Origin of the sequence: Kitasatospora sp. NPDC052896, assembly GCF_044547075.1 — a bacterium.
Taxonomy (GTDB): Bacteria; Actinomycetota; Actinomycetes; order Streptomycetales; family Streptomycetaceae; genus Kitasatospora.
The window spans coordinates 1-22,127 of record NZ_JBITZU010000015.1 but is presented as its reverse complement, the minus strand read 5'-3'; the positions used below and the strand labels follow the sequence as shown (position 1 = coordinate 22,127).

Annotated in this window: 19 protein-coding genes and 2 pseudogenes; 10 read left to right on the top strand and 11 right to left on the bottom strand. The window is 71.4% G+C overall.

Features of this window, described 5'->3' with window-relative positions; all coding sequences use genetic code 11:
• Positions 1 to 101: 101 nt before the first annotated feature.
• Positions 102 to 1,190, top strand: a complete 1,089-nt coding sequence (locus ACIGXM_RS25580) for an alcohol dehydrogenase catalytic domain-containing protein (protein ID WP_396564686.1) — start codon at positions 102 to 104, stop codon at positions 1,188 to 1,190.
• A 208-nt stretch (positions 1,191 to 1,398) separates the two neighbouring features.
• Here the strand turns inward: ACIGXM_RS25580 and ACIGXM_RS25575 are convergent, their stop codons facing one another.
• The 10 genes from ACIGXM_RS25575 to ACIGXM_RS25530 form a co-directional block, all read right to left on the bottom strand.
• On the bottom strand, positions 1,399 to 1,914 hold the full coding sequence (locus ACIGXM_RS25575) for a MarR family winged helix-turn-helix transcriptional regulator (RefSeq protein WP_396564684.1): 516 nt from the start codon (positions 1,912 to 1,914) through the stop codon (positions 1,399 to 1,401).
• A 243-nt stretch (positions 1,915 to 2,157) separates the two neighbouring features.
• Positions 2,158 to 3,858: a chloride channel protein gene (locus tag ACIGXM_RS25570; protein ID WP_396564881.1), complete on the bottom strand. Its 1,701-nt coding sequence runs from the start codon at positions 3,856 to 3,858 to the stop codon at positions 2,158 to 2,160.
• A gap of 224 nt (positions 3,859 to 4,082) precedes the next feature.
• On the bottom strand, positions 4,083 to 6,101 hold the full coding sequence (locus tag ACIGXM_RS25565; RefSeq protein WP_396564682.1) for a heavy metal translocating P-type ATPase: 2,019 nt from the start codon (positions 6,099 to 6,101) through the stop codon (positions 4,083 to 4,085).
• A 221-nt stretch (positions 6,102 to 6,322) separates the two neighbouring features.
• Positions 6,323 to 6,607: a hypothetical protein gene (locus tag ACIGXM_RS25560; RefSeq protein WP_396564680.1), complete on the bottom strand. Its 285-nt coding sequence runs from the start codon at positions 6,605 to 6,607 to the stop codon at positions 6,323 to 6,325.
• Between the two features lie 367 nt (positions 6,608 to 6,974).
• The gene (locus ACIGXM_RS25555) at positions 6,975 to 7,820 is read right to left on the bottom strand and encodes a sulfurtransferase (RefSeq protein ID WP_396564679.1); all 846 of its coding nucleotides are present in this window, start codon (positions 7,818 to 7,820) and stop codon (positions 6,975 to 6,977) included.
• Positions 7,817 to 9,037, bottom strand: a complete 1,221-nt coding sequence (locus tag ACIGXM_RS25550) for an acetyl-CoA carboxylase biotin carboxylase subunit family protein (protein ID WP_396564677.1) — start codon at positions 9,035 to 9,037, stop codon at positions 7,817 to 7,819. The genes ACIGXM_RS25555 and ACIGXM_RS25550 overlap by 4 nt, the downstream gene beginning before the upstream one ends.
• Before the next feature lie 10 nt (positions 9,038 to 9,047).
• On the bottom strand, positions 9,048 to 10,319 hold the full coding sequence (locus ACIGXM_RS25545; protein ID WP_396564676.1) for a radical SAM protein: 1,272 nt from the start codon (positions 10,317 to 10,319) through the stop codon (positions 9,048 to 9,050).
• 613 nt (positions 10,320 to 10,932) lie between these two features.
• Positions 10,933 to 12,180 (bottom strand): cystathionine beta-lyase, encoded by a 1,248-nt coding sequence (gene metC / locus ACIGXM_RS25540; RefSeq protein WP_396564674.1) that lies wholly within the window; start codon positions 12,178 to 12,180, stop codon positions 10,933 to 10,935.
• Between the two features lie 9 nt (positions 12,181 to 12,189).
• The gene (locus tag ACIGXM_RS25535) at positions 12,190 to 12,471 is read right to left on the bottom strand and encodes a hypothetical protein (RefSeq protein ID WP_396564672.1); all 282 of its coding nucleotides are present in this window, start codon (positions 12,469 to 12,471) and stop codon (positions 12,190 to 12,192) included.
• Positions 12,472 to 12,477: 6 nt separating this feature from the next.
• Positions 12,478 to 12,642, bottom strand: a complete 165-nt coding sequence (locus ACIGXM_RS25530; protein WP_396564670.1) for a hypothetical protein — start codon at positions 12,640 to 12,642, stop codon at positions 12,478 to 12,480.
• 286 nt (positions 12,643 to 12,928) lie between these two features.
• Here ACIGXM_RS25530 and ACIGXM_RS25525 point away from each other — a divergent pair, with 286 nt between their 5' ends.
• The 9 genes and pseudogenes from ACIGXM_RS25525 (at position 12,929) to ACIGXM_RS25485 (ending at position 21,701) form a co-directional block, all read left to right on the top strand.
• Complete coding sequence (locus ACIGXM_RS25525; protein WP_396564668.1) at positions 12,929 to 13,915, top strand: LuxR C-terminal-related transcriptional regulator; 987 nt, start codon at positions 12,929 to 12,931, stop codon at positions 13,913 to 13,915.
• A gap of 351 nt (positions 13,916 to 14,266) precedes the next feature.
• On the top strand, positions 14,267 to 15,505 hold the full coding sequence (locus ACIGXM_RS25520) for an MFS transporter (RefSeq protein WP_396564666.1): 1,239 nt from the start codon (positions 14,267 to 14,269) through the stop codon (positions 15,503 to 15,505).
• A 259-nt stretch (positions 15,506 to 15,764) separates the two neighbouring features.
• Positions 15,765 to 16,769: a DUF1259 domain-containing protein gene (locus ACIGXM_RS25515; protein WP_396564665.1), complete on the top strand. Its 1,005-nt coding sequence runs from the start codon at positions 15,765 to 15,767 to the stop codon at positions 16,767 to 16,769.
• Between the two features lie 431 nt (positions 16,770 to 17,200).
• Entirely contained in the window at positions 17,201 to 17,623 is a 423-nt protein-coding gene (locus tag ACIGXM_RS25510; protein ID WP_396564663.1) for a nuclear transport factor 2 family protein, read from the top strand.
• Positions 17,623 to 18,462 (top strand): SDR family oxidoreductase, encoded by an 840-nt coding sequence (locus tag ACIGXM_RS25505; protein ID WP_396564661.1) that lies wholly within the window; start codon positions 17,623 to 17,625, stop codon positions 18,460 to 18,462. Before ACIGXM_RS25510 ends, ACIGXM_RS25505 begins: the two co-directional genes overlap by 1 nt.
• A 543-nt stretch (positions 18,463 to 19,005) precedes the next feature.
• Positions 19,006 to 19,596, top strand: a complete 591-nt coding sequence (locus ACIGXM_RS25500) for a TetR/AcrR family transcriptional regulator (protein WP_396564659.1) — start codon at positions 19,006 to 19,008, stop codon at positions 19,594 to 19,596.
• Positions 19,597 to 19,711: 115 nt separating this feature from the next.
• Positions 19,712 to 19,969, top strand: a pseudogene (locus tag ACIGXM_RS25495) (helix-turn-helix domain-containing protein); the annotation flags it as partial.
• Between the two features lie 133 nt (positions 19,970 to 20,102).
• Complete coding sequence (locus ACIGXM_RS25490) at positions 20,103 to 20,681, top strand: TetR/AcrR family transcriptional regulator (protein ID WP_396564657.1); 579 nt, start codon at positions 20,103 to 20,105, stop codon at positions 20,679 to 20,681.
• A gap of 135 nt (positions 20,682 to 20,816) precedes the next feature.
• Complete coding sequence (locus ACIGXM_RS25485) at positions 20,817 to 21,701, top strand: SDR family NAD(P)-dependent oxidoreductase (protein ID WP_396564655.1); 885 nt, start codon at positions 20,817 to 20,819, stop codon at positions 21,699 to 21,701.
• A gap of 204 nt (positions 21,702 to 21,905) precedes the next feature.
• Here the strand turns inward: ACIGXM_RS25485 and ACIGXM_RS25480 are convergent.
• A pseudogene (locus ACIGXM_RS25480) lies at positions 21,906 to 22,025 on the bottom strand (winged helix DNA-binding domain-containing protein); the annotation flags it as partial.
• Between the last annotated feature and the right edge of the window lie 102 nt (positions 22,026 to 22,127).

Here is a 22,127-nt window from a genome sequence, read left to right as displayed (position 1 = left end):
CGACATAGGCATACCAGAGATGCCAGATCATCGCTTCCGGCATGCCTTGCGGGTCTCTAGTGTCGATCCCGACGGACAGGGACGGACATGGAGGTCATCACGTGCGAGCAGCAGTTCTGACGCGGTTCGGCGCCCCGCTCACGGTGCGGGAGGTGCCCGACCCCGAGGCCGCGGGTGGTGAGGTGATAGTCGACGTGCTCGCCGCCTGCGTACTCCCGTACGCGGCCGAGGTGTTCAGCGGCGAGCGGAACTATCCCCTCGTGCCTCCCGTCGTGCCCGGGACCGGCGCCGTGGGGCGGGTCGTCCACGTCGGCGCGGACGCCACCCGGCTGCGTGTCGGCGATCTGGTGTGGTGCGACCCGGCGGTGCGCTCCCGGGACGACGCTCTGACGCCCGACATCACCCTCCAGGGCTGGAGTTCTCGCGGCGAGGGAGGCGCGAGGCTCGCCCGCTACATGCACGATGGATCGTTCGCCGAGCGCATGCGGATCCCGACGGAGAACGCCTTCCCGCTGCCGGCCGCCGCGGGGGACGACCCGGCCCGCTGGGCCGCGCTCGGCGTCCACGTCATCTCCTACGGCGGGCTGCTGGCGGGCGGGCTGGCGGCCGGTGAGACGCTGCTCGTCAGCGGGGCCACTGGCAACCTCGGCAGCAGCGCGGTGGCTGTCGCGCTCGCGATGGGGGCGGGCCGGGTGATCGCCCCGGGCCGCAACCAGGCCGTACTCGGCCTCCTCGCCGACCGGTTCGGCCCACGGGTGCGCCCGGTCGAACTGACCGGGGACGAGAGCACCGACCGTGCCGCGATGTCCGCGGTGGCCGACGGCCCGATCGACATGGTGATCGACCTGCTCCCGCCGAGCGCCCCCAGCTCGGCGACGCGCGCGGCGGCCATGACCTTGCGCGAGTACGGTCGCGTCGTCCTCATGGGCGGTGTCGGCATGCTCGGTGGCGACGACCTCGCGCTCCCGTACCCATGGATCATGCGCAACTCGATCACCGTGCGCGGGCAGTGGTTGGGCCCGCGCTCGGCGAACGCCGGCATCATCCGGCTCCTCGCCTCGGGCGCCCTGGACCTCGCCCCCGAACGGGTCCGGTCGTTCGGCCTCGACGCCGTCAACGAGGCCGTCACGTACGCCGCCGCACATGGTGGCCCGTTCGACCGCACCACCCTCACCCCACCGGCCGGCTGACAAGGCCGACTGATCTCCATCCGCCCGCTCCCCCACCGCCAGGGCGGTCGCCGCGGAGTAGCAGCTGCGAGCACGGCGAGGCCGTGCTCCCGCTCTGCACGGGAGCCGGACCGGGTCCCGCGCCAGGCAACCGGCGCGACAGTCGAGGAGTCCGTCCACCTCCCCGGCGCGCCCCGGCCCCAGGCCCACGACGGAGGGCCCGGCCGGGTCACCAACCGAGCAGATCCGGCTGCTTGACCGGTGCGGTCGGCTCGCCGCCCGCCTCGGCGAACGCGTACAGCGCGGTGACCAGCCCGCTGCGCTGGTCCTCCGGCATGGCGCCCACCACCCGGGCGATCTCCGACCGCCGCCGCTCGGTGGCCTCCGCCACCGTGCGGGCCCCCTCCTCGGTGAGTGCGATCCGTACCTCGCGTCGGTCCTGCTCGCTGCTCTCGCGCACCACCATGCCGGCGGTCACCAGGCGCTCGATCATCCGCAGCGCGGTCGAGGGGTTGACCGCCAGCTGTTCCGCGAGTCGGGACATGCTCATCGCTCCCCGGCTCTGCAGCACCACCAGCATCCGGAACTGCGGCAATGTCAGCGCCTCCGCCACCTCACCCAGCGACCGCGCCGAGATCGCCACCAGCACGCGCGAGGCGGTCAGGACAGCGGTGACCAAGTCCTCCTCCACCCCCGACGGAGGCGAGTCGGTGCTGGCGGCGGGCAGGGCACGGTCATGAGGCATGGGTCATTTCTACCTCCCGCTCGCCCCGACCTGCACCCCTGCCGCCTGGCACCCTCGTCACCATCAGGAGCCCGAGGCAGGTCGGCCCGCAGCGGGCGACCCCCGTGCGCCCGCCCGGCGACCCGGCCAACGGCGACGCCCCCGGCCCGCCCGAACCCGGGCCACCACGGGCCGCAGCACCGGGCGCCCCGGGACATCCCGGCGCCGCGGGGTGGGCGGCCCGCATCGGCCGCCCCGCCGCCGTCACGGTTCGGGGCACTCCTCCGTCGCGCGGGGGCGGTGCAGGGCGGTGAGGACGGACTGGTGGGTGATCCAGCCGGTGAGGCGCGCGTGGGAGGGGTCGAGGACGGGCAGGCCGGCGCCTTCGCCGCCGACGAGGGCGTCGAGCGCGTCGGCCAGGTCGCTGTCGCTGGTCACCGGAGCGGGGCGGTGGGTGATGGCGGCCACCGTGGTGGCACCGTGCGTACCGTCGGCGAGCATCTCGGCCGCCGCACGGGCGGTGGCGGTGCCGAGGTAGTCACCGTGGGCGGTGAGGATCGGCAGCACGCCGTGCGGGGAGGCGGCCAGCACGTCCGCGGCCTCCGCGAGCGGCATCGTCTCCTCCAGAGCCGTCGGCAGCGCCTCCATCACGCTCTCGACGGTGATCCCGGCGAAACGAGCACCCGGGAGCTTCTCGTCGAGGTCGATGCCGCGCCGGCGCAGCTTGAGGCTGTAGATGGTGTCGTGCGACAGGGCGCGGCTGACGCCGGTGGCGAGCACGATGGCGGTCATCATCGGCAGGATGATGCTGTACTCGCCGGTGAGCTCGAACAGGATGATGACGGCGGTGATGGGGGCGCGGGCGGCGCCGGCGAAGACCGCGCCCATGCCGATCAGGCCGTAGGCGCCGACCGGACCGGTGATTCCCGGGGCCAGGTGCTGTGCGGTGGTGCCGAACGCGGCGCCCAGCATGGCGCCCGTGAACAGGGAGGGCGCGAAGACGCCGCCGGAGCCGCCGATGCCGATGGTGAGGCTGGTCGCGGCGATCTTGCCGATGAGCAGGAGCAGCAGGAAGCCGATCACGTACTTGCCGTTGACGGCGTTCTCCAGCACCGGGTAGCCGACCCCGTACATCTGCGGCAGCAGGAGCAGCAGGCCGCCCAGCAGCAGGCCGCCGACCGCCGGGCGGGCCCACTCGGGGCCGCGCCAGGCCCAGTCGCAGGCGTCCTCGATCCGGTAGAGGACGCGGGTGAAGCCGACCCCGACGACCCCGGCCAGTACCCCGAGCAGCGCGAAGAGCAGGTACTGCGAGAGGTGGTGGACGCCGAAGGCGGGCAGTTGTAGGAAGGGCGTGTTGCCGAAGGCCGCCCGGCCGATGACGGAGGCGACCACGGAGGCGAGGACCACCATGCCGAAGGACTCGGCGGTGAAGTCGCGCAGGATCAGCTCCATCGCGAAGAACACCCCGGCCAGCGGGGCGTTGAAGGTGGCGGCGATCCCGCCGGCCGCGCCACAGGCGACCAGGACCCTCATCCGGTCCTCGGCGACCTTGATCAGCCGGCCCAGGGTGGAGCCGAGAGCCGAGCCGATCTGCACGATCGGGCCCTCCCGGCCGACCGAGCCGCCACCGCCGATGCACAGCGCCGAAGCCAGCGACTTGACGACCGCGACCTGCGGCGCGATCCGCCCGCCCCGACGCGCGACGGCGTACATCACCTCCGGCACCCCGTGCCCGCGTGCCTCCCGGGCGAAGCGCTGCACCAGCGGCCCGTACAGCAACCCCGCCGCCACCGGGGCCAGCAGCACGAACCAGTGCCCGAGGAACGGGACACGGGGGTTGGCGGCATGCCCGGCCGCCGAGTAGTCGGCATGCCCGGACAGCAGCAGCGTGAAGGTCTTGATCAACCATCGGAAGGCGATCGCGCCCGCACCGGCACCCGTGCCGACCAGCAGGGCGAGCGCCAGGAGGCCGCCCCTGGTCTCACGCAACGCCGTCAGGACTCCGGGCAGGCCGCGCCGCACCCGCGGCACGGCACGGGGTGGGAGGGAGGAGGAGGGCTCCGCCATGCTCATCATATTTGCATTATGCAATAAAATCCTTTGCCCTATGCAAGATCTTCCCAGGCCATCGAGACACGCCCCCGCCGCACCCCGGGCAGGGGCGGCGGCCTCGCGGCTCTTGTGTCAGCTCACTTGCGGCCCTCGGCGCGGGCCTGGGTCCAGGCGGCCTCGCGCAGCAGGCGCAGGCCGTTGAGGCCGACGATGACGGTGGAACCCTCGTGCCCGAGGACTCCGAGCGGCAGCGGCAGGGTGGCGATCAGGTCCCAGACGACCAGGCCGGAGATGAACAGCGCGGCGATCACCAGGTTCTGCACCACGAGGGAACGGGCCCGGCGGGAGAGCGCGACGACGGTGGGGACGGTGGCGAGTTCGTCGCGGACGATGACCGCGTCCGCGGTCTCCAGGGCGAGGTCGGAGCCGGCGCGGCCCATGGCGATGCCGGTGTGGGCGGCGGCGAGAGCGGGAGCGTCGTTGACACCGTCGCCGAGGACCAGCACCTTGCGGCCGGTGGCTTCCTGGTCCTTGACGGCGGTGACCTTGTCCTGGGGCAGCAGGCCGGCGCGAACGTCGGTGATGCCGACCTCCGCGGCGAGCCGCCGGGCGGCACGGGGGTTGTCCCCGGTGACCAGCATCGGCGCCACCCCGGTGAGCGCCGTCAGTGCGGTGACGGTGGCGGCGGCATCCGGGCGCAGCCGGTCCGCGATGCCCAGCACGCCGACCGGGACACCGTCCGCCTCGACCAGCACGGCCGTGTGGCCGGCCGTCTCCAGCCCACCCGCGATCGCGGCGACCTGCTCAGCCGCGGCGCTTTCGGCGCCTCCCCCGACCTCCGACCGGGAGCCGCTCCCGAGCAGCCGGGCAGGGGCGCCGACGACGATGGCGCGACCGTCGACGGTGGCGGTGACGCCGATGCCGGGGGCGGAGGTGAAGTCCTCGGCGGTGGCGAGGACCAGGCCACGGGTGCGGGCGGCGTCGACGACGGCGCGGGCGAGCGGGTGCTCGCTGGGGTGTTCGGCCGCCGCCGCCAACGCCAGCAGCTGCGACTCCTCCAGGCCGGAAGCGGCCAGCGGGTGGATGTCGGTGACGCGCGGCGTGCCCTCGGTGAGGGTGCCGGTCTTGTCGAGCGCGACGGCGTCGACCTGGCCCAGGCGCTCCATGACGACGGCGGACTTCACCAGCACGCCGTGGCGCCCCGCGTTGGCGATGGCGGACAGCAGCGGCGGCATGGTGGCCAGCACGACCGCGCACGGGGAGGCGACGATCATGAAGGTCATCGCGCGCAGCAGTGAGCCGGTGAACGCGGCGCCGAAGGCGAGCGGGACGGCGAAGACGGCCAGGGTGGCGACGACCATGCCGATCGAGTAGCGCTGTTCGACCTTCTCGATGAACAGCTGCGTGGGGGCCTTGGTCTCGGACGCCTCCTCGACCATCTTGACGATCCGGGCGATCACCGAGTCGGCGGCGTCCCGCTCGACCTTGACCCGCAGGGCGCCGGTGCCGTTCAGGGTGCCGGCGAAGACCTCGTCGCCGATCTCCTTGGCCACCGGCAGCGGCTCGCCGGTGATGGTGGCCTGGTCGACCTCGCTCACGCCGTCCAACACCCGGCCGTCGGCGCCGATCCGCTCGCCGGGACGCACCAGGATGGTCTCCCCGATGGCCAGTTGCTCGGTCGGCACGCTCTCCTCGGTGCCGTCGTCCAGCAGCCGCGTCGCGGTGGCGGGGGCGAGGTCGAGCAGGCCGCGCACCGAGTCGGCGGTGCGGGCGGTCGCCAGGGCCTCCAGGGCGCCGGAGGTCGCGAAGATGACGATCAGCAGTGCGCCGTCCATCACCTGCCCGACCGCGGCGGCACCCAGCGCGGCGACGATCATCAGCAGGTCGACGTCGAGGGTCTTCTCCTTCAGTGCCTGCAACCCGGCCCAGGCCGGCTCCCAACCGCCCGTGGCGTACGCGAGGGCGTACAGCGGGCCCCAGGCCCAGGCCGGGGCGCCGGTCAGCTGCAGTGGCAGCGCGATCAGGAACAGCACGGTCGCGGCGAGAGCCCAACGGGCCTCGGGCAGTGAGAACACCCGGGTGCGCCGCCGAGGGGCGACACCAGCGGATTCAGCGGCCACCCCGGGGGCGGGGCGCTCGGTCAGGGTGGAGGACATGGCGGGCAGGACCCTTCGCGCAGGGCAGGATGAACGACCCGTCCACCATACAGGAACATATGAACAGCTCTTCAAGCGTGAGTTCCAGCAATGGGGTCATGAGCGACACCGCCGACGCCGACACCGTGGACGCCGACCTCGCGGGCGACACGACGGCCGAACCCGCACGCTGACCTCGCGCGCGGACCGGGGATCACGGGTGCGCTTCAGGGACCGGACGCTCACGGCAGGTGCGCAGGGCGTGGCGGTCGTAGTCGACTGAGCACGGGGGCAGCCCGGAGGCCGACGGTGGCCGTCCGGGCTGGCGCGGGGTGCCATCGGGATCGGGGCCGCCGCAGGACGTCGAGCTGGCTGGTCACGCCGTCGACGAGGTGGACGGCGTCGCGGTCCTGGTCGACGGCCGGGCCGAAGAGGGCGCCGGCTGTCGGGCTGGCGCGGGCGCGGGCCTGGAGGGTGGCGACGAGTTGTTCGGCGGCGCGGGCGTCCAGCGGGGCGGGTGCGGCCACCGGTGGACCGGGCGCGTGCCCGATCGGCTGGTCCTGCTTCCCGGGTTCGGGCGGACGGGCATCTCGGCTGCCCGCCACGCGCGATGGCGGCGGGCAGCCGAGGGTGCGTCAACGCCGCGGTCGGGCCCGGGCGATCTCGAGGGGTGGTGTCATGCGGCGCGGTTCGCAGCCGCGGGGCGGCGAACAGAGTGGTGACGGTCGGCTGCACCAGGGGAAGCACCACGAACGATCACCCTGGCGCAACCACCGAGCGAGTCCTCGGACCGCAGGGATGAGATGCTCGGCGGGCGCGGTGGCCTGCCGGGCCGACGCCGTGCGGGTGTTCGGTCACCCCCGCTCCCGCGGTCTCACGACGCCGGCACAGCTGCTACCCCTCCACGATCAGGTCCGTCACCACGGGCAGGTCGGACGGCAGGCCCCACTCCCCCCAGGAACCGTCGTAGACGGCGAGGTCGTGGTACCCAGCCAGCTCGGCTCCCAGTGTCAACACGCATGCGGTGACCCCGGAACCGCAGCTGAACACCAGCCGCTCGCACTCTCCGGCGGCGTCCGAGACGAGGGCCCGGAGTTCGTCGGCGGGACGCATCCGGCCGTCCATCTGGAGATCACCGAACGGCAGGTTCACAGCACCCGGCATGTGTCCGCGCCGCAGTCCCGGGCGCGGCTCCTCGACCTGCCCCGCGAAGCGTTCCCGGGTGCGGGCATCGAGGACCGCGGCGGCACCGTCGTCAAGTGCCGCTCGCACCACGCCGCTGTCGACGATCAGCCCCTCGCGCGGCCTCGCCACGAAGTTGCCGGGCGCCGGGACCTCCGGCGACGAGGGCTGCTGCGGCAGCCCGGCTGAGTTCCAGGCCGGCAGGCCGCCGTCGAGTACGGCGGCCTGGTCGAAGCCCATCGCCCGAAGCATCCACCAGGCGCGTGCGCTGGAGTAGATGCCGGCGCCGTCGTAGACCACGACGACGCTGTCGTCGTTCACGCCGAGCGCCCGCATCTGCTGGGCGAAGTGCTCCGCGCTGGGCATCGTGTGCGGCAGCGGGCTGGCCTGGTCGGACATCACTCCGTCGATGTCGAAGACCCGCGCACCCGGGATCCGCAGTTCCGCGCGGCGGTGCGCGCCCACGCCGGCGTCGAGCACCACCAGGTCGGGGTGGCCCAGCCGCTCGGCGAGCCAGTCGACGGTGACCAGGGGCCCGGGCGGGGTGAGCGAGCTCATCGTGCATCTCCTTCGGTGGCGACGGGCCGCCACTTGGTCTGCTCGGCGAACCAGGTCGCGACCATTTCCATGTTCCTGGCCACCTCTTCCTCCGACTCTCCGGCGACCACGTAACCAGCCAGGAAGAGACCGGACTTGACGCCCCCGTTGAACACCTGACCGGGCGCCCCGGCCATGGCCGCCTCCCGTACGCAGTCCGGCTCCCCGCCGACCGGGAGGTGCTCCAACACCCCGTAGGACGGTGGGATGTTGAGACCTCCGGCAGGTCGGTACGCAGGGCGGTCGAAGGTCATCGGCAGCCCGCACTCGGCGTACAGCCACTCCTTGTCGAGGTCCATCCCGAAGGCGTACTTGACGGTAGCGCTGATCATGCCGCCGCCGGTACGGCTCGCGATCTCGCAGAACACCACCCGGTCGTCCGGGGTGATCCACAGTTCGGCGTGGAACGCGGTGTTGGCCGGGGTGGGCAGCCGGTCCAGGACCGCCCGCGTCGCCGCGACCAGCCGGTCGTAGGTCGGATCCCCCTGCACCAGCGGGAGGCTGGCCACGTAGTCGTTGTCACGGAAGGCGAGGCAGTCGTTGACGTACTGGAACGGGTGGATGAACGCGATCTCGTCCGCGACCACCAGCCCGTCGATGTGGTACATCGGGCCTTCGACGAACGACTCGATCTGGCTCGTCCCGCGCCACGGCCGACTGAGATAGGCATCCAGCTCCGCTTCGTCGCGGATGATGTTCGCACCCAGCGAGCCCGACTCCGACACCGGCTTGATCACGACCGGATAGCCGTGCTCCTCGACGAACTCCAGCGCGGTGTAGGCCGAGTCGATCAGGCGGTATCGCGGCAGCTCCACCGCCCCGCCGGCCAGGTGGTCCTTCATGACGACCTTGTCGCGGAACGCGAGCGCGCTCGCGGTGCGCTGCCCGGGCAGGTCCAGCACGTCACGGAGCTGAGCGGCGCGCAGCACGTCCGCCTCGGCACGGGCGAAGACCGCCTCGACCTGGTGGGTGCGCGCCAACCGCAGGGCCGTCTTCTCGACGAGCTGGTTGGCATCGTAGTCGTCGAAGGCGTGCACGTGCGGCAGGCCCTGAGCCCGGTAGCCCTCGGCGTACTCCTCCGTCGTCAGGATGACCGGCTCGATTCCCGAGCCTTCCAGCCACTGGTCGTACGGCGTCTTGCTGTGGGGAGTCTTGGCGAAGATGAGGACGTGGCGCATCGTGGCCCCCTCAGTTCGTCGTGAGGATGGGCAGACGGCGACGCTCGGGGACGCGCGAGACCAGGCCCTGCTCCTCGGCGAGCTCGCGGGCGAAGCAACCGTCCTTGTAGACCCCGGAGAGACGCTTGGCCGTGAAGGCCTCGATCCCCTCGTGGTCGAACTCGAGGCTGTAGCTCGCGCTGTGTTCCCGGGTGTCGACCGTGCGCACGAGGATACCGAGGTGGGGCTCGAAGGTGTTGACGCAACCCACGATGTCGCCGATCTTCTCGCGGCGCTCCCCGTCCGACTCGTGCAGGACTTCCTGGTCCGCCGGGATGGCGGCGAACAGCTGGCGACCGGCCCGGCACCAGCCCACGTGGCCGGGGAAGCCCATGGCCTTGATGCCGAAGGTGCCGAAGTCCTCGCTGACGGCGAGTTGGAAGCTCAGGTCCACGTTCTCGTGCAACCACTTGAGGTCGCGGTAGACCTCCTCGATCTCCTCGTGGCTCATCTGCAGCTCGGGGTGGCGGCCGCCGTGGTCGGAGAAGTTGTTGAACCGCACGGTGTCGACGCCGAGCCTGTTGAAGTAGTGCGCGTAGCGTTCGAGGGACTCGCGGCTGTTGTTGTGCTTGCCGACCGTGACACCGATGTTGACCCGGAAGGCGTCCGTTTGCTCGTGGTCGCCGTCGGCCAGTGCCTTGCTCTTCTGCAGCTCGTTGTAGTCGGTGATGCGGCGGAGGACCTCCTCGGTGAGCGAGCCGCTGAACACCCCCTTGATCGGGTAGCTGCCGTCGTCGATGACGGCGAGGTTCTCGTCGATCACTCCGTGGTACGTGATGGAGATCGTGCCGTATCCGCTCTCCCTGGCGAGGTCGAGGAGCTCGACGTAGTTGTCCGCCAGCAGCGGGCGGCCACTCGTCCAGGCGTCGCCCATCTCCATCGTCTCGGTCGGCGTGTGGTCGGCCTCCTGGCGGAACTCACGGTTGTTGGCCGGACCGTAGATGCGCATGAACTCGCCGTCGTACGCGAAGCTGTCGACGTAGCGCGGGTAGACGTGGAAGCCCTGCGACTCCAGGCCTTCCTTTATCAGCGGACCCTCGGCCATGTCGAACGACTTGTCGTAGACCTTCTCGTAGTTGACGAACCAACAGTGCGTACATTTCTGTCCGCACGTGTTCTTCCCGACCTTGGTGTCCAGGTCGAGATAGATGTGGATGTCCTCGGGCTTGATGTCCTTGAACGGGGTCGTGAATGGAGCGTCCCCGTGGAAGTCGTAGGCGATGGGCGTGTTCTGGGCAGGCATGATTTTCCCGTTGGTTCGTGTGTGTGAAGAAGTGTCTGGAAAGCGCTGGGACCCGTCAGCGGGCGGGTTCGACCACAACAATCTGCCGTACCGTCAGTTCGACCACGCCTGTTGGCACTTCTCGGTACTGGCAGCTGTCGGAACGGCGACACCCAGGCGGTCCGGCGAGCTTCGTAGCGGCTGGATCAGGCCGCTCGGCTGGACGGAGACGGACCGGTCCACGAGGGCCCCGTGAGGCAGGACCAGCTGTTGCACGACGGCCGTGACCAGCTCCTCCCGGACATCGGCACCGATCGCCAGCCGAGGGAGGAACGCCGCCGGTCGATGCCGCGGGTGGGTCTGCGATGCCGTCTCCGCCGAGGCGGCTGTGGGTTCGGATGACGATGAGGCTCACGAAGCCCCTCGCGCTCGCATACGACGTCCATCGCTGGGCCCCCTTCCCCAAAACCGCCCCGGTCACAGGTCACGGAGCGTCAACAAACTGACGTCGGCCGCCACCACAGGTCGCGCGGAACAATCGGCTGGTCGGTGGTCGATCCATGCCAAGATCCCAGCGTGCACGGCAATGTGTCAATCCCCAACTTCGGCACCACGTGCCATCACGAACACGGACTCAGGCCGCCGTTCGATCGCTGGCCACCGAAGCGGCCTGAGTCACAGTCAGCTCGCGCAATCCCGCCGCGAGATCCTCTTCGAGGTCGCCGATGTCCTCGAAACCGACGTGCACGCGCAGGAGCGGGCCGCGGCCCCGCCAAGTACCGGGGAGGCGGTGGGAGACGGGGTCGGCGGGCACGATCAGGCTCTCGTAGCCGCCCCAGCTGTGCCCCAGGCCGAAGAGCCGCAGCCGCCCGAGCATCGCGTCCACCGCGGGCTTCCCGAACCGGGGGTCCAGGACGAGTCCGAAGAGGCCGGCCGCACCCGAGAAGTCCCGCCGCCAGAGCTCGTACCCCGGGTTACCGGGCAGCGCCGGGTGGACGACCGCACTGACCGCGTCCTGGCGTTCGAGCCAGTGCGCGAGTTCGAGTGCCTGCTGCTGGTGCTGACGCAGTCGGACGCCCAGTGTGCGAAGTCCCCGCAGGCCCAGATAGACGTCGTCGGCACCGGCACACTGGCCGAGCCGGATCGCCGCGCCGCGGACGGAAGCGAATGTCTCCTCGGTGCAGACGACGGCCCCGAGGAGGCTGTCGGAGTGACCCGTGAGGTACTTCGTCGCCGAGTGCACCACGACATCCGCCCCCAGTGCGAGCGGCCGATGGAAGACAGGCGTGGCCCAGGTGTTGTCGATGACCGTGACGATTCCCCGGGGACGGCACACCCCGGTGATCGCCGGCACGTCCTGCACCTCGAAGGTCGTGGAGCCAGGGGACTCCAGATAGACCAGACGGGTGTTCGGGCGGATCAGCTCCTCGATCTCCGCGCCCACGCAGGGGTCGTAGTACTCGGCCTGCACTCCGAACACCTGCAACGAGTCGCAGAACTTCCGGGCGGGCAGGTAGACGGAGTCACTGACCAGGATGTGGTCGCCGGCCTGCACGAAGGCCAGGATCGACGTCGTGATCGCGGCCAGACCCGAGCAGGTCACGACCGCCGCGTACCCGCCTTCGAGCTCGCTCAGCGCGGTCTCGAACCCCCGACTGGTGGGCGTGCCGAAGCGCCCGTATGCCGGCAGGTTCCGTTTGAGGGGATCGGCCTGCGACGTGTCCATCGCGGCGACGTCGTCGTACAGCACGGTCGAGCCCCGGTAGATCGGCGGGTTCACGTAGCCGTGCTGTTGGCGTGGATCGGACCCAGCGTGCACCAGTCGGGTCTCCAGCGAGTCGACGGCGCGGAACGCGGTCGAGGCTGAGGACTTAATAAGCATGACGAGTTCTCACTTCTTGACGAGGGAGTAACCGTGGACGGCGCAGGACGTCGACGCGAGGACGTCCAACAGGAGGCGCCGGGCCTGCTTCTGCGCGGCCGTCGAGTTGTGGGCCCGGACGTAGACGACGAGACCGATGCCCCCGGGGATCGCGCGTGCTCGGACGTGTTCGAGCCCGGTGTCGGGTGCCGCGTGCGCCCATACCGTGTCCTGGACCGCGATGGCTTCACTCTCGGTCGGGGCCTGGTCCCGGTTCCGGTCCCGCAGGAGGGTCAGATGGACGGGCAGCATCGCGGGTCAGTCCCAGCCGATGCCGTTGCCGGCGACCGGGGAGACCACGGGTGCGGCGGAGGCGACGGGGGCGGCGGTCGAGTCCCAGCCAATGCCGGTGCTCGCGAACGCGACGGTGGAGAGGACGGTCGCGACGGCTGCGGCGGCGAAGAGGCGAGTGATCCTGGACATGGCTGTCCCCCGTGGGTGATGGGTCGGTGGTCTCGGTGGGCCGAGGTGTTCTCCCGCTGCCCTTCCGGTGATCACCATCCTGCTGGCGACCGAAAGCCCGAGGAAGATGTCCGGCCTGGCAGCATCAGGCCGGGCAGCTTGGTGCCTGACGCCGCAGCAGATGCTCCGAACGGACAGTCGCCGCTTGGGCCTTCTGCTTGCGGAGCCCCGGGGAGCGCTGTCATGATCAGGCTTTGTCGCGGTGACGGTCGACTCGCACCGCCGCGCCATGGGGGGTGTTGCGCGCATGCTGGCCGTACTGGGGCTGGATTCGGAAGCGGAGTCCGTGTACCGGGCGATGCTCGCCGATCCCACCGGCGGGGTGGCCGAACTCTGCGGCCAGCTGGGCCTGTCCGAGACGGCCGTGCGTGAGGCCCTGGACCGGCTCGCGGACTTACAGCTGCTGCGAACCTCTCGGGATCTGCCGGGTGAGCTGCGGCCCGTCAGCCCGGAGCTGGGACTGGAGTTGATACTCCGCCGCCAGGAGGAGGACCTCCTCCGCCGCCAGCAGGAACTCGCCCTGAGCAAGGCCGCGGCGTCCCGGGCGATCGCCGAGTACGCCGGCCTCCGGCCGAGCGCCACCGCCGACACCACGGAGCGACTGGTCGGGCTCGACGCCATTCAGGCGAAGCTGGAGGTCCTCGCCGAGAAGGTCACCCGCGAGTGTCTCTCCGTCATGCCCGGCGGGGCCCAGTCCCAGGCCAGCCTGGATGCCTCCCGGCCGCTCGACGCGGACGCGATGAACCGGAACGTCGCACTGCTCACGCTCTACCAGGACAGCGTCCGGAACGACCCCGCCACCCTTGCCTACGCGCGCTGGATGACCGAGCAGGGCGGCAAGGTCCGCACCTGCCCGACGCTGCCGCCCCGCCTGCTGGTCTTCGACCGTGAGGTCGCCGTCGTCCCCATCGACCCGACCAACACCCGCCTCGGCGCGCTGTGCACCAGAGAACCGGGGATCGTGGCATCGCTGGTCGCCCTGTTCGAGCAGACCTGGCAGGCTGCCGTGCCGCTCGGCGCCGACCGGCCCCAGGACGCGGAGACCGGGCTCAGCGCCGGTGAGTGCGAACTGCTCAGACTCCTCGCCAGCGGCCTGACCGACGAGGCCGCCGGGAAGCGCCTCGGCATCTCGGTGCGCAGTGTGCGCCGCCAGATGGCCGCGCTGATGGAACGGCTCGACGCGTCCAGCCGCTTCGAGGCCGGCCTGCGCGCAGCCCAGCGGGGCTGGCTCTGAGTGGTGTCGAGGACCAGCGCGGTGGCCGGGGTTCCGGCATGGAGTGCACCCGTGCGGGCTCGTCCCGACGTCCGGGCCGGTTGAGGTCGGCAAGCTCGCGGACGGGGTGGACCTCGAGGTTCGCCCGGCTCCGCGGATCTCGCGGTACTCGGAGAGCAGTACTCGGAGTTGGGCCGGCGGATCAGCGGACAACCCCTGGCCATGGCGATATCGAGCATCTTGACATCGCTGTTAGTAGCGGCGAGGCTACTCCATGATCTTCAGGGGAACGGGGGCTTTGCCATGCGACGGCACGGGGATGGATTGATCGCACAGCTCCGGAGGCCGCCAGGCGGGCGGGATGCGCGGCTGATGCTGTTCGCACAGGGGCTGGACCGGACCGGAACGGGCATGTGGGCGGCCGCCTCGGTGCTGTACTTCACCTTCGTCTGCGGGCTGGACGCTCGACAGGTGGGGTTGCTGCTGGGCGTGGCCGCGGTGGCGGGCATCGCCGGGTCGCCGATCGCCGGGCGACTGGCCGAACGGCTGCCGCTCAGAGGGCTGCTGATCGGCAGTCACCTGCTCCGACTCGGGACCATGGGGTCGTTGCTGGTGGTCCACGGCTTTCCGGCGCTGCTGCTCATGGTCTCCCTCACCTGCCTGGCCGAGCGGGCGGCCAAGACGCTGGAGATGCTCTTCGCCACCCGGGTCGCCGGCGAGCGGCGGGGCACCTACCAGGCGCTCTTCCGCACCGTGGCCAACGCCGGCTACGCGGTCGGGGCGGGCGTCGCGGCCGCCGCACTGGCCCTGGGGACGCTCAACGCCTACCGCGCGCTGATCCTCGCCAACGCGCTCTCCTACGTCCTGGCCGCCGCCCTGGTCCGGCAGACCAGGGAGCCGGACGGGCACGGGCAGGCGCCGGCCGGGACCGCGAACGAGAGCGCTGACGTCCCGTCACCCGCGCCCAGCCCCTGGCGGGACCGCGGCTACCTGCTCTTCGTGCTGCTGGACATGCCGATGAACATCGACGACTCGGTGCTCAACGTCGGCCTGCCGCTCTGGCTGGTGCACCACACCCGGGCCCCGCACACCCTCGTCCCGGCCTTCCTGGTGCTCAACACCGTGCTGGTGGTGCTGCTCCAACTGCAGTTCTCCCGACGGGCCGAGGGGCCGCGCCGGGCAGCCACGGCGGTCGCCGCATACGGGGTGACGATGCTGACCTGCTGCGCGGTGCTGGCCGCCAGCACCGGTGCCGGGGCCTGGCCGGCGTCGGTCGCCCTGCTGCTGGCCGCGGTCGCGGTCACCATGGCGGAGCTGATGCGCTCGGTCAGCTCCTGGGAACTGGCGGTCTCGCTGGCTCCACCGCAGGCACGGGCCTCCTACCTGGGCGCGGCCGGGATGTCCCAGGCCGTGCAGAAGTCGGCCGGGCCACTGCTGCTGACCGGCGCGGTGATGACCGCGGGACCGGTCGGCTGGCTCTTGCTCGGAACGGCGGTCACCGGCCTGTCGCTGGTCCAGCACCGCGCCTGCCTGCGGCGACTGACAACCATCGAGCGAAGTGCCCGACCCGACAGCACCACCGCCACCACTCCGCTGCTCCGGACGGGCTGATCAGATCAGTCGCGAGCGCAGCGGGAACCGAGCCTGACCCTGCGGACACGCGCGCCGCCCGGGCCGAGCGGCACCTGGAACACGTCGTCACCGACCTCACCGCGCGGGGCCACCTCGCTCTGGTGACCGCCGTACGGCTGGTCGCCCTCGCCGCCGCGGACGTCCTCGGCGGCGAACGCACCGGGCCTTCCCCGGTCGGCCCATCCGGACGGGCACCGGCACGGGTCCCGTGTTTGCATCGGCCTGTGGAGGTGATCCTGTGACGACCGAGGGCGGGACCCAGGGGAACGGTGCTCGGTCCGTCCTGCCGCGGCGGCCGCGGTTGACGGCGGCCGCCGCGGTGCCGGTGCTGGCCGGCTTGGGGCTGGATGCCGCCGCGGGGCGGGCCGCAGCCCATGATCCCGGCAGTATGGGGCTGGTCAGGCCGGTGCGGACCACCGAGGCGCACTGGGGCGAGATCGTGCAGGTGCTCGGCAGGCCGGGCCACCTCATCCGTGGGATCTACCACCACACACCCTTCCCGCGGCACGACCTGCGCGTGGCCTGCCGCAGCGTCGCCGTCACCCCCGGGCTCGCGCTGGGTGCGCACGTCTCCTTCGCCCGGTACGACGACGGCAGCACGCTGATGATGGGCGATCTGGTGGTGACCGAGGTCGAGCTGTCGGCGATGACCGACGCCCTGCAGGCCCACGGGATCGCCCAGACCGCCATCCACAAGCACCTGCCGTCACACCGGCCCGACCTCTGGTGGACCCATGTCTGTGCGCACGGCCATGATGCCGTGGCGCTCGCCCGCGGGCTGCGGAGCGCGCTCGACCGTACCGGCACTCCGCCGCCGCACCCTCCTCGAGCGCACCGGCCCCTCGATCTTGACACCGCCGGCATCGACGCCGCGCTGGGTGCCAAGGGCACGAGCGGCGACGACGTCTACACGTGTGTCTTCGTCCGCCGCGAGACCGTCAGCGACGAGGGGCACGTCCTGCCGGCCGGCCTGGGCGCGACTTCGGCCTTCAACTTCCAACAGCTCGGCAGGGGACGGGCCGCGCTCAGCGGCGACCTCTGCATGGTCGCCGCCGAGGTCCAGAAGGTTCTCACGGCGCTACGGCGGGGCGGCATCGAACTCGTCGAACTCCACAACCACGGTCTGACGGACGAACCGCGCCTCTTCTTCACCCACATCTGGTCGGTGGGCGACGCCGTGGAGCTGGCCAGAGCGGTCCGTTCCGCGGTCGCCGTCACCAACGTGGTGCCGGCCTCCATCTGATCTGTTCGGCGGCCGGCGCAGGCCTTCCCCGTCGCGCCCGACGAACACGCGCCACGTTCCCCGCCCTCGCACGGCGCGTACCCGGCCACCTCTCCCCCACCTCCCCACTCGGTACGGGGGACACGGCACTGCCGCCCGACACCGCTGCCCGACCATGAACCACCTGACGCCACGTCAAGGCGGGCCGGCTCCCGGCACGACGCCCGGCGCTGGGCCTCCACCGCTCCCGACAGGAGCCAGGTGGGCCGGAGTCGGGCTTGTTAAGCGGACCGGCAGTCCGTATGCTCACATCATTCGGACTGCCGGTCCGTTTTCATTCGGATTCCCCACCCCGACGAGCCGCGATCACGGAGATCGCGCTTCTCGTGACGAGCGGCCGTACTCGGCGGCCCGGGACCGCCGCGACTTCGAGCAGAACGGAAGCCTCGATCATGACAATCCCCGTGACACCCGCCGAGCTCTACCACCACGGCCTGCAACTGCTGCTCCAGAAGGACATCCCCGCCTGGGTGAACCTGTGGGACGACAACGGCGTCCTCGAATTCCCCTTCGCACCCGAAGGCCGGCCCCCGCGCCTCGAAGGCAAGGCTGCGGTCGGCGACTACATGCGCCGCTACCCCGACCACGTCGACATGCACGACTTCGCCGACGTGAAGCTCCACCAGACCACGGACCCCGAGACGATCGTGGTGGAGATGCGAGGGGTCGGCCGCCTGGTGGAAACCGACAGCCCCTTCGACATGACCTACATCGCCGTCGTCACGGTCAAGGACGGGCTCATCACCTCCTACCGTGACTACTGGAACCCCCTCGCGGCCTCCCAGCCCGGCGCCGACTTCGCGGGAGCGCACTGATGACGACCTCCGACACCACCCTCGTCATCGGAGCCACCGGCACCACCGGCCGCCGGGTCACCGCCGGCCTGATCGGCAAGGGCCACCACGCCAAGGCCGCCGGCCGGACCGCCACCCCGGTGGCGGGTGCGCAGGCCGTCCGCTTCGACTGGGACGAGCCCGAGACCTGGGACGAGGCACTGGACGGCGTCGACCGCGCCTACCTCGTCCCGCCCATCGGCTCCTCAGACCCGGCCACGGTCATGCTGCCCTTCCTCCACAGGGCCCGCGCGGCAGGCGTGCACCGCGCGGTGCTGCTCAGTTCCTCGGCGATCCCCGCGGGCGGTCCGGCGGTGGGCCGGGTCCACGAGGTACTGCCCAGCCTGTTCGAGGAGTGGGCGGTGCTGCGGTCCTCCTGGTTCATGCAGAACTTCACCGGCACCGCCCCTCACGCACGCAGCATCCGCGAGGACGGCGCCATCCTCACGGCCTCCGGACGCGGACGCGTCGGATTCGTCGACGCCGAGGACATCGCCGCCGTCGCCGTACACGCCCTGACCGGCGACCGGGCCCCCAACACCGACCTGATCCTCACCGGGCCGCAGGCCCTGAGCCACGACGACGTCGCCGCGATCATCACCGAGGTCACCGGTCGGCCCGTGACGCACCGGAACCTGACGCTCGAACAGCTGCGCGACCGCTGGGCGGCCGAGATCCCACCGGAGTTCGCCACCATGCTGGCCGACATGGACCGCGCCATCGCCGACGGCGCCGAGGACCGCACCTCGGACACCGTCGAGCGCCTCACCGGCCGCCCCCCGGGCACCTTCCGTGCCTTCGTCGAACGGGAGATGTCGTGAAGCAGTTGATGTTCCACGACGATCCGGCGTTCTGGTTCGAGACGCCGCGAAACCTCGGCCTCGCCGCCTACGGCGGCTCGGACGTCGGCGAAGTCATCGCCGCCACCTCCCGCGTCGCCTCCAGCGACTACGACGGCTGGCTGTCCACCGCCGAGCGTCTGGCGGCCGAGGCCCGGGCGGCCGCTACGTCACCAGGACCTCGACCGACCGGGGGTTCCTCGCGGAGTACGCCCGCCACACCTTCGACGACGGCAGCGCGAGGAAGATCACCTGCCCGGTACTGGTGTGCGAGGCGACCGACGACCCGTACTACTCCGCCACCGAGGAATCCGATCCGCGCAAGCTCTACCGACACCTCACCGCGCCCAGGAAGCTTCTGAGCTTCCCCGAGGAGGAAGGCGGCGACGCCCGCTGCCACCCGGGCGCCATCCGCCTGGCAGTTGCGCGGATCTTCGACTGGCTCGACGACACGGTCCGCCACTCCTGTGCGGCGGCCGAATATCATTCCCGGGGCCGGGACCGGCCGGAGAACGAGGAGGATCTGTGGATCAGCGCCCAGAGCGCGTGGACGCCCTGCGCAACCGAGAAGCGGTCCTGGCTGCCGCCGACGTCCTCTTCGCCGCCAGCAGCAGCCCCCACAGCGTGTCGATGGACGACATCGCGACGGCCGCGGGCGTGGGCAAGGGCACCCTCTTCCGCCGCTTCGGCGACCGCGCCGGCCTGATCAGCGCCGTGATCGCCTCTCGTCTCGAACCCCTGCGGCAAGCCGTGTGCGAGGCGCAGGACGCGGCCGGGTCCGCACCGCGGCAGCGGGTGCTGGACCTGCTCGACGCCTCACTGCACTTCAAGATCGAGAACCGGAACCTGATGGCGGCCGCGGAGGACGCCGGGCTCAGCAGCCCCTACCAGGCGGAGCACTACGACTGGTGGCACGGAATGCTGCGGGCGGCGCTGGGTCAGCTGCCCGGCGTCCACGACGCGGACTTCACCGCCCACGCACTGCTGGCCGCCATCCGCGCCGACCTCGTGGCACACCTGATCGACGACCAGAAGATGACATCCGACGGCCTGCGCGCCTCACTCGCGGCCTACGTCGACAACGTCCTCGGTTCCAGCACCCCCGGGGAGGCATGAGCGACCGCTCCCCGGGTCATGGACGCGGCCGGCACCGAAGCAATGGGACCGGGTCCCGTCACTCCTCTCACCGTAGCGCGCGATGGGACTCGGTGCCATCACTTTGGACGTGCCCATGGCCAGATGGGAACCGGACGCGCGAGAACGCCTCGAACGCGCCGCGCTCGCGCTGTTCGCCGAACACGGGTAGGACTCCACGACCGTCCCCGGGATCGCGGACCGCGCGGGACTGACCAAGAGCACGTTCTTCCGGCACTTCGCCGACAAGCGCGAGGTGGTGTTCGGCAGGCCGGACATGCTGCCGGACCTCTTCAGCGATGCGATCCGAGCCGCCGCACCCTCGGCGACGTCGACACCAGGACCTGAAGGACCTGAGCCGGAGGGGCCATCAGGATTCCGACCCTGGTCCGCAGTCGGCGGTCACGCCGCATCTTCGCCAGGCGAGGAGGGTCCGGTGGTGGCAGGAGCTGCCGCCGACGTCCGGCCGCAGTCGTATGCTGGGGCCCGTGACACCGAAAGCCGAACAGGGGCCGATGCTGCGGGCCGACGCCGCTCGCAACCGTGCCCGGGTGTTGCAGGTCGCCCGCGAGCAACTGGCCGCCGGTGACGACTCGCTGCAGTTGAACGCCATCGCCCGGCTGGCCGGCGTGGGCGTGGGTACCGTGTACCGGCATTTCCCCAACCAGCATGCGCTGCGGGAGGCATTGTCGGCCGAGCGGTTCGGGGAACTGGTCGGCGAGGCCCAGGCAGCGGCGGATACCGAAGACGCGCTCGCGGGGCTGCACCGCCTGCTGCGGTTCACCCTGGCGCGAGCATTGGAGGACACCGGGTTCGCCGCCGTTCTCGAGTCCTCCGCCGACACCGAGGCGCACACCTCGCAACTGAAGGCCGAACTCGACCGGGCTGTCGCCCACCTACTCGACCGCGCCCGCCTGCTGGGCGCCATCCGGCGCGATGTCGAGGCCGACGACCTGCGTCGCCTGCTGTGCGGCATCGAGCACGCCGTGCGTGCCGGCGACAGCGATCCCGCGCGCACCGAGGTCTACCTCGGCGTCCTCCTGGAAGGCCTGCGTCCCCCGCGCTGACCCCGGCCCGGCAGTCGCCGCAAGGGACTGCACCACCACTGCCCCATCAACCGGATAGTCATCCGCTTGTGCTAACGTGCCCACATCGAAACGGATAATCATCCGTTTCATCCGGCGAGGCAGCGGAGGACGGACATGACGGAGCAGCGGGCGGTCGTGACGGCGGGGACCGGCGGCATCGGCCTGGAGACGGCGATCGGACTGGCGGCGCGTGGGCTCGCCGTCACCGTGGTCGGCCGCGACGCCGAGCGGGGTGCCCGCGCGGTCGAGCGGATAGCTGCGGTCGCCACCGGCGGTGAGCCGCGGTTCGTGGCCGCCGACCTCGCGTCGCTGGGTGAGGTCCGGGCACTCGCCGCGCGACTGGCGGGCGAGGGGCCGCTGAAGGTCCTGGTCAACAACGTCGGCGCGATGTTCGCGCAGCGGCAGCGGACCGTCGACGGGATCGAGGCGTCGTTCGCGGTCAACCACCTCTCGCCGTACCTGCTGACCGAGCTGCTGCTCGACCGGCTCCGCGCCGGGGCCCCGAGCCGGATCGTGAACGTCAGCTCCGGTGCGATCAGGACCGCCAAGCGCTCCTTCGACGCCGTCGAACCGCCGGGCGGCTACTACGGCTTCCACTGGTACGGCCGGGCCAAGCTCGCGAACCTCGCCTACACCCTGGACCTGGCCGAGCGCCTGCGCGGCAGCGGTGTCACGGTCTTCGCCGCCGACCCCGGCGGTGCCGCGACCGACATGACCAACGGCACCATGACCTCGCCCAGGATCGTCTCCCCGCCCCTGCGACTGCTCTGGCCCCTGGTCCGCCGCACCTTCGAACGCTCCACCGCCGGCCCCGCCTCGGTGGCCGCCAAGCCGTCCATCGCCGCGGCCACCGACCCCGCACTCGACGGGCGGACCGGCCTGGTCATCGGCCCCCAAGCCCACCCGGTCCCCGCCTTCCGGCCCGGCACCGACCCCCGCACCGTCGCCGACGTGCTCAGGCTCAGCCGAGAGCTGGCACCCCTGACCGGCGACCAGTGATCGGGGGACGCGCGTCCAGCCTGCGGGCATCCGACCGACGCGACGTGGCTTGAGTCCCAGCGGTGGGGATGCGGCCCGCCGCCGACGCGACGGAGCCGGGAAACGGGTGGACCACTGGGAAGGCTGCCAGCCCTGGTCGCCGATCCTGGCAATGGGGCGCGGCCAGTTGACTTGCCGTCAAATAGCCGTGTTCGCCCGCTCGGCTGCCGACGCGTCGGCGTCGGTGAGGAGGTGGACGGTGCGGCGCATGAGGTGGGTGCGCACCACGTGCCGCCCGGTCAGCAGGTCCGAGAGCACCGCCGGATCACGCAGAAGGAGGCTGCTCCTCCTGGGCTCGGCCGGCCCGGTGGTGGCGGCGGAGTGTGAGGGCGAAGGCCAGTGCGGAGGCGGCGAAGAGGGCGGCGGTGATGGCCAGCCACCGGCCGA

Excerpts from the sequence above, each read along its gene's own strand:
- ACIGXM_RS25550 (WP_396564677.1), bottom strand. The coding sequence starts at position 9,037 with ATGCGCCACGTCCTCATCTTCGCCAAGACTCCCCACAGCAAGACGCCG.
- ACIGXM_RS25535 (WP_396564672.1), bottom strand. The coding sequence starts at position 12,471 with ATGCTGCCCGTCCATCTGACCCTCCTGCGGGACCGGAACCGGGACCAG.
- ACIGXM_RS25510 (WP_396564663.1), top strand. The coding sequence starts at position 17,201 with ATGACAATCCCCGTGACACCCGCCGAGCTCTACCACCACGGCCTGCAA.
- ACIGXM_RS25530 (WP_396564670.1), bottom strand. The coding sequence starts at position 12,642 with ATGTCCAGGATCACTCGCCTCTTCGCCGCCGCAGCCGTCGCGACCGTC.
- ACIGXM_RS25505 (WP_396564661.1), top strand. The coding sequence starts at position 17,623 with ATGACGACCTCCGACACCACCCTCGTCATCGGAGCCACCGGCACCACC.
- ACIGXM_RS25565 (WP_396564682.1), bottom strand. The coding sequence starts at position 6,101 with ATGTCCTCCACCCTGACCGAGCGCCCCGCCCCCGGGGTGGCCGCTGAA.
- metC (WP_396564674.1), bottom strand. The coding sequence starts at position 12,180 with ATGCTTATTAAGTCCTCAGCCTCGACCGCGTTCCGCGCCGTCGACTCG.
- ACIGXM_RS25525 (WP_396564668.1), top strand. The coding sequence starts at position 12,929 with ATGCTGGCCGTACTGGGGCTGGATTCGGAAGCGGAGTCCGTGTACCGG.
- ACIGXM_RS25575 (WP_396564684.1), bottom strand. The coding sequence starts at position 1,914 with ATGCCTCATGACCGTGCCCTGCCCGCCGCCAGCACCGACTCGCCTCCG.
- ACIGXM_RS25485 (WP_396564655.1), top strand. The coding sequence starts at position 20,817 with ATGACGGAGCAGCGGGCGGTCGTGACGGCGGGGACCGGCGGCATCGGC.
- ACIGXM_RS25545 (WP_396564676.1), bottom strand. The coding sequence starts at position 10,319 with ATGCCTGCCCAGAACACGCCCATCGCCTACGACTTCCACGGGGACGCT.
- ACIGXM_RS25555 (WP_396564679.1), bottom strand. The coding sequence starts at position 7,820 with ATGAGCTCGCTCACCCCGCCCGGGCCCCTGGTCACCGTCGACTGGCTC.
- ACIGXM_RS25520 (WP_396564666.1), top strand. The coding sequence starts at position 14,267 with ATGCTGTTCGCACAGGGGCTGGACCGGACCGGAACGGGCATGTGGGCG.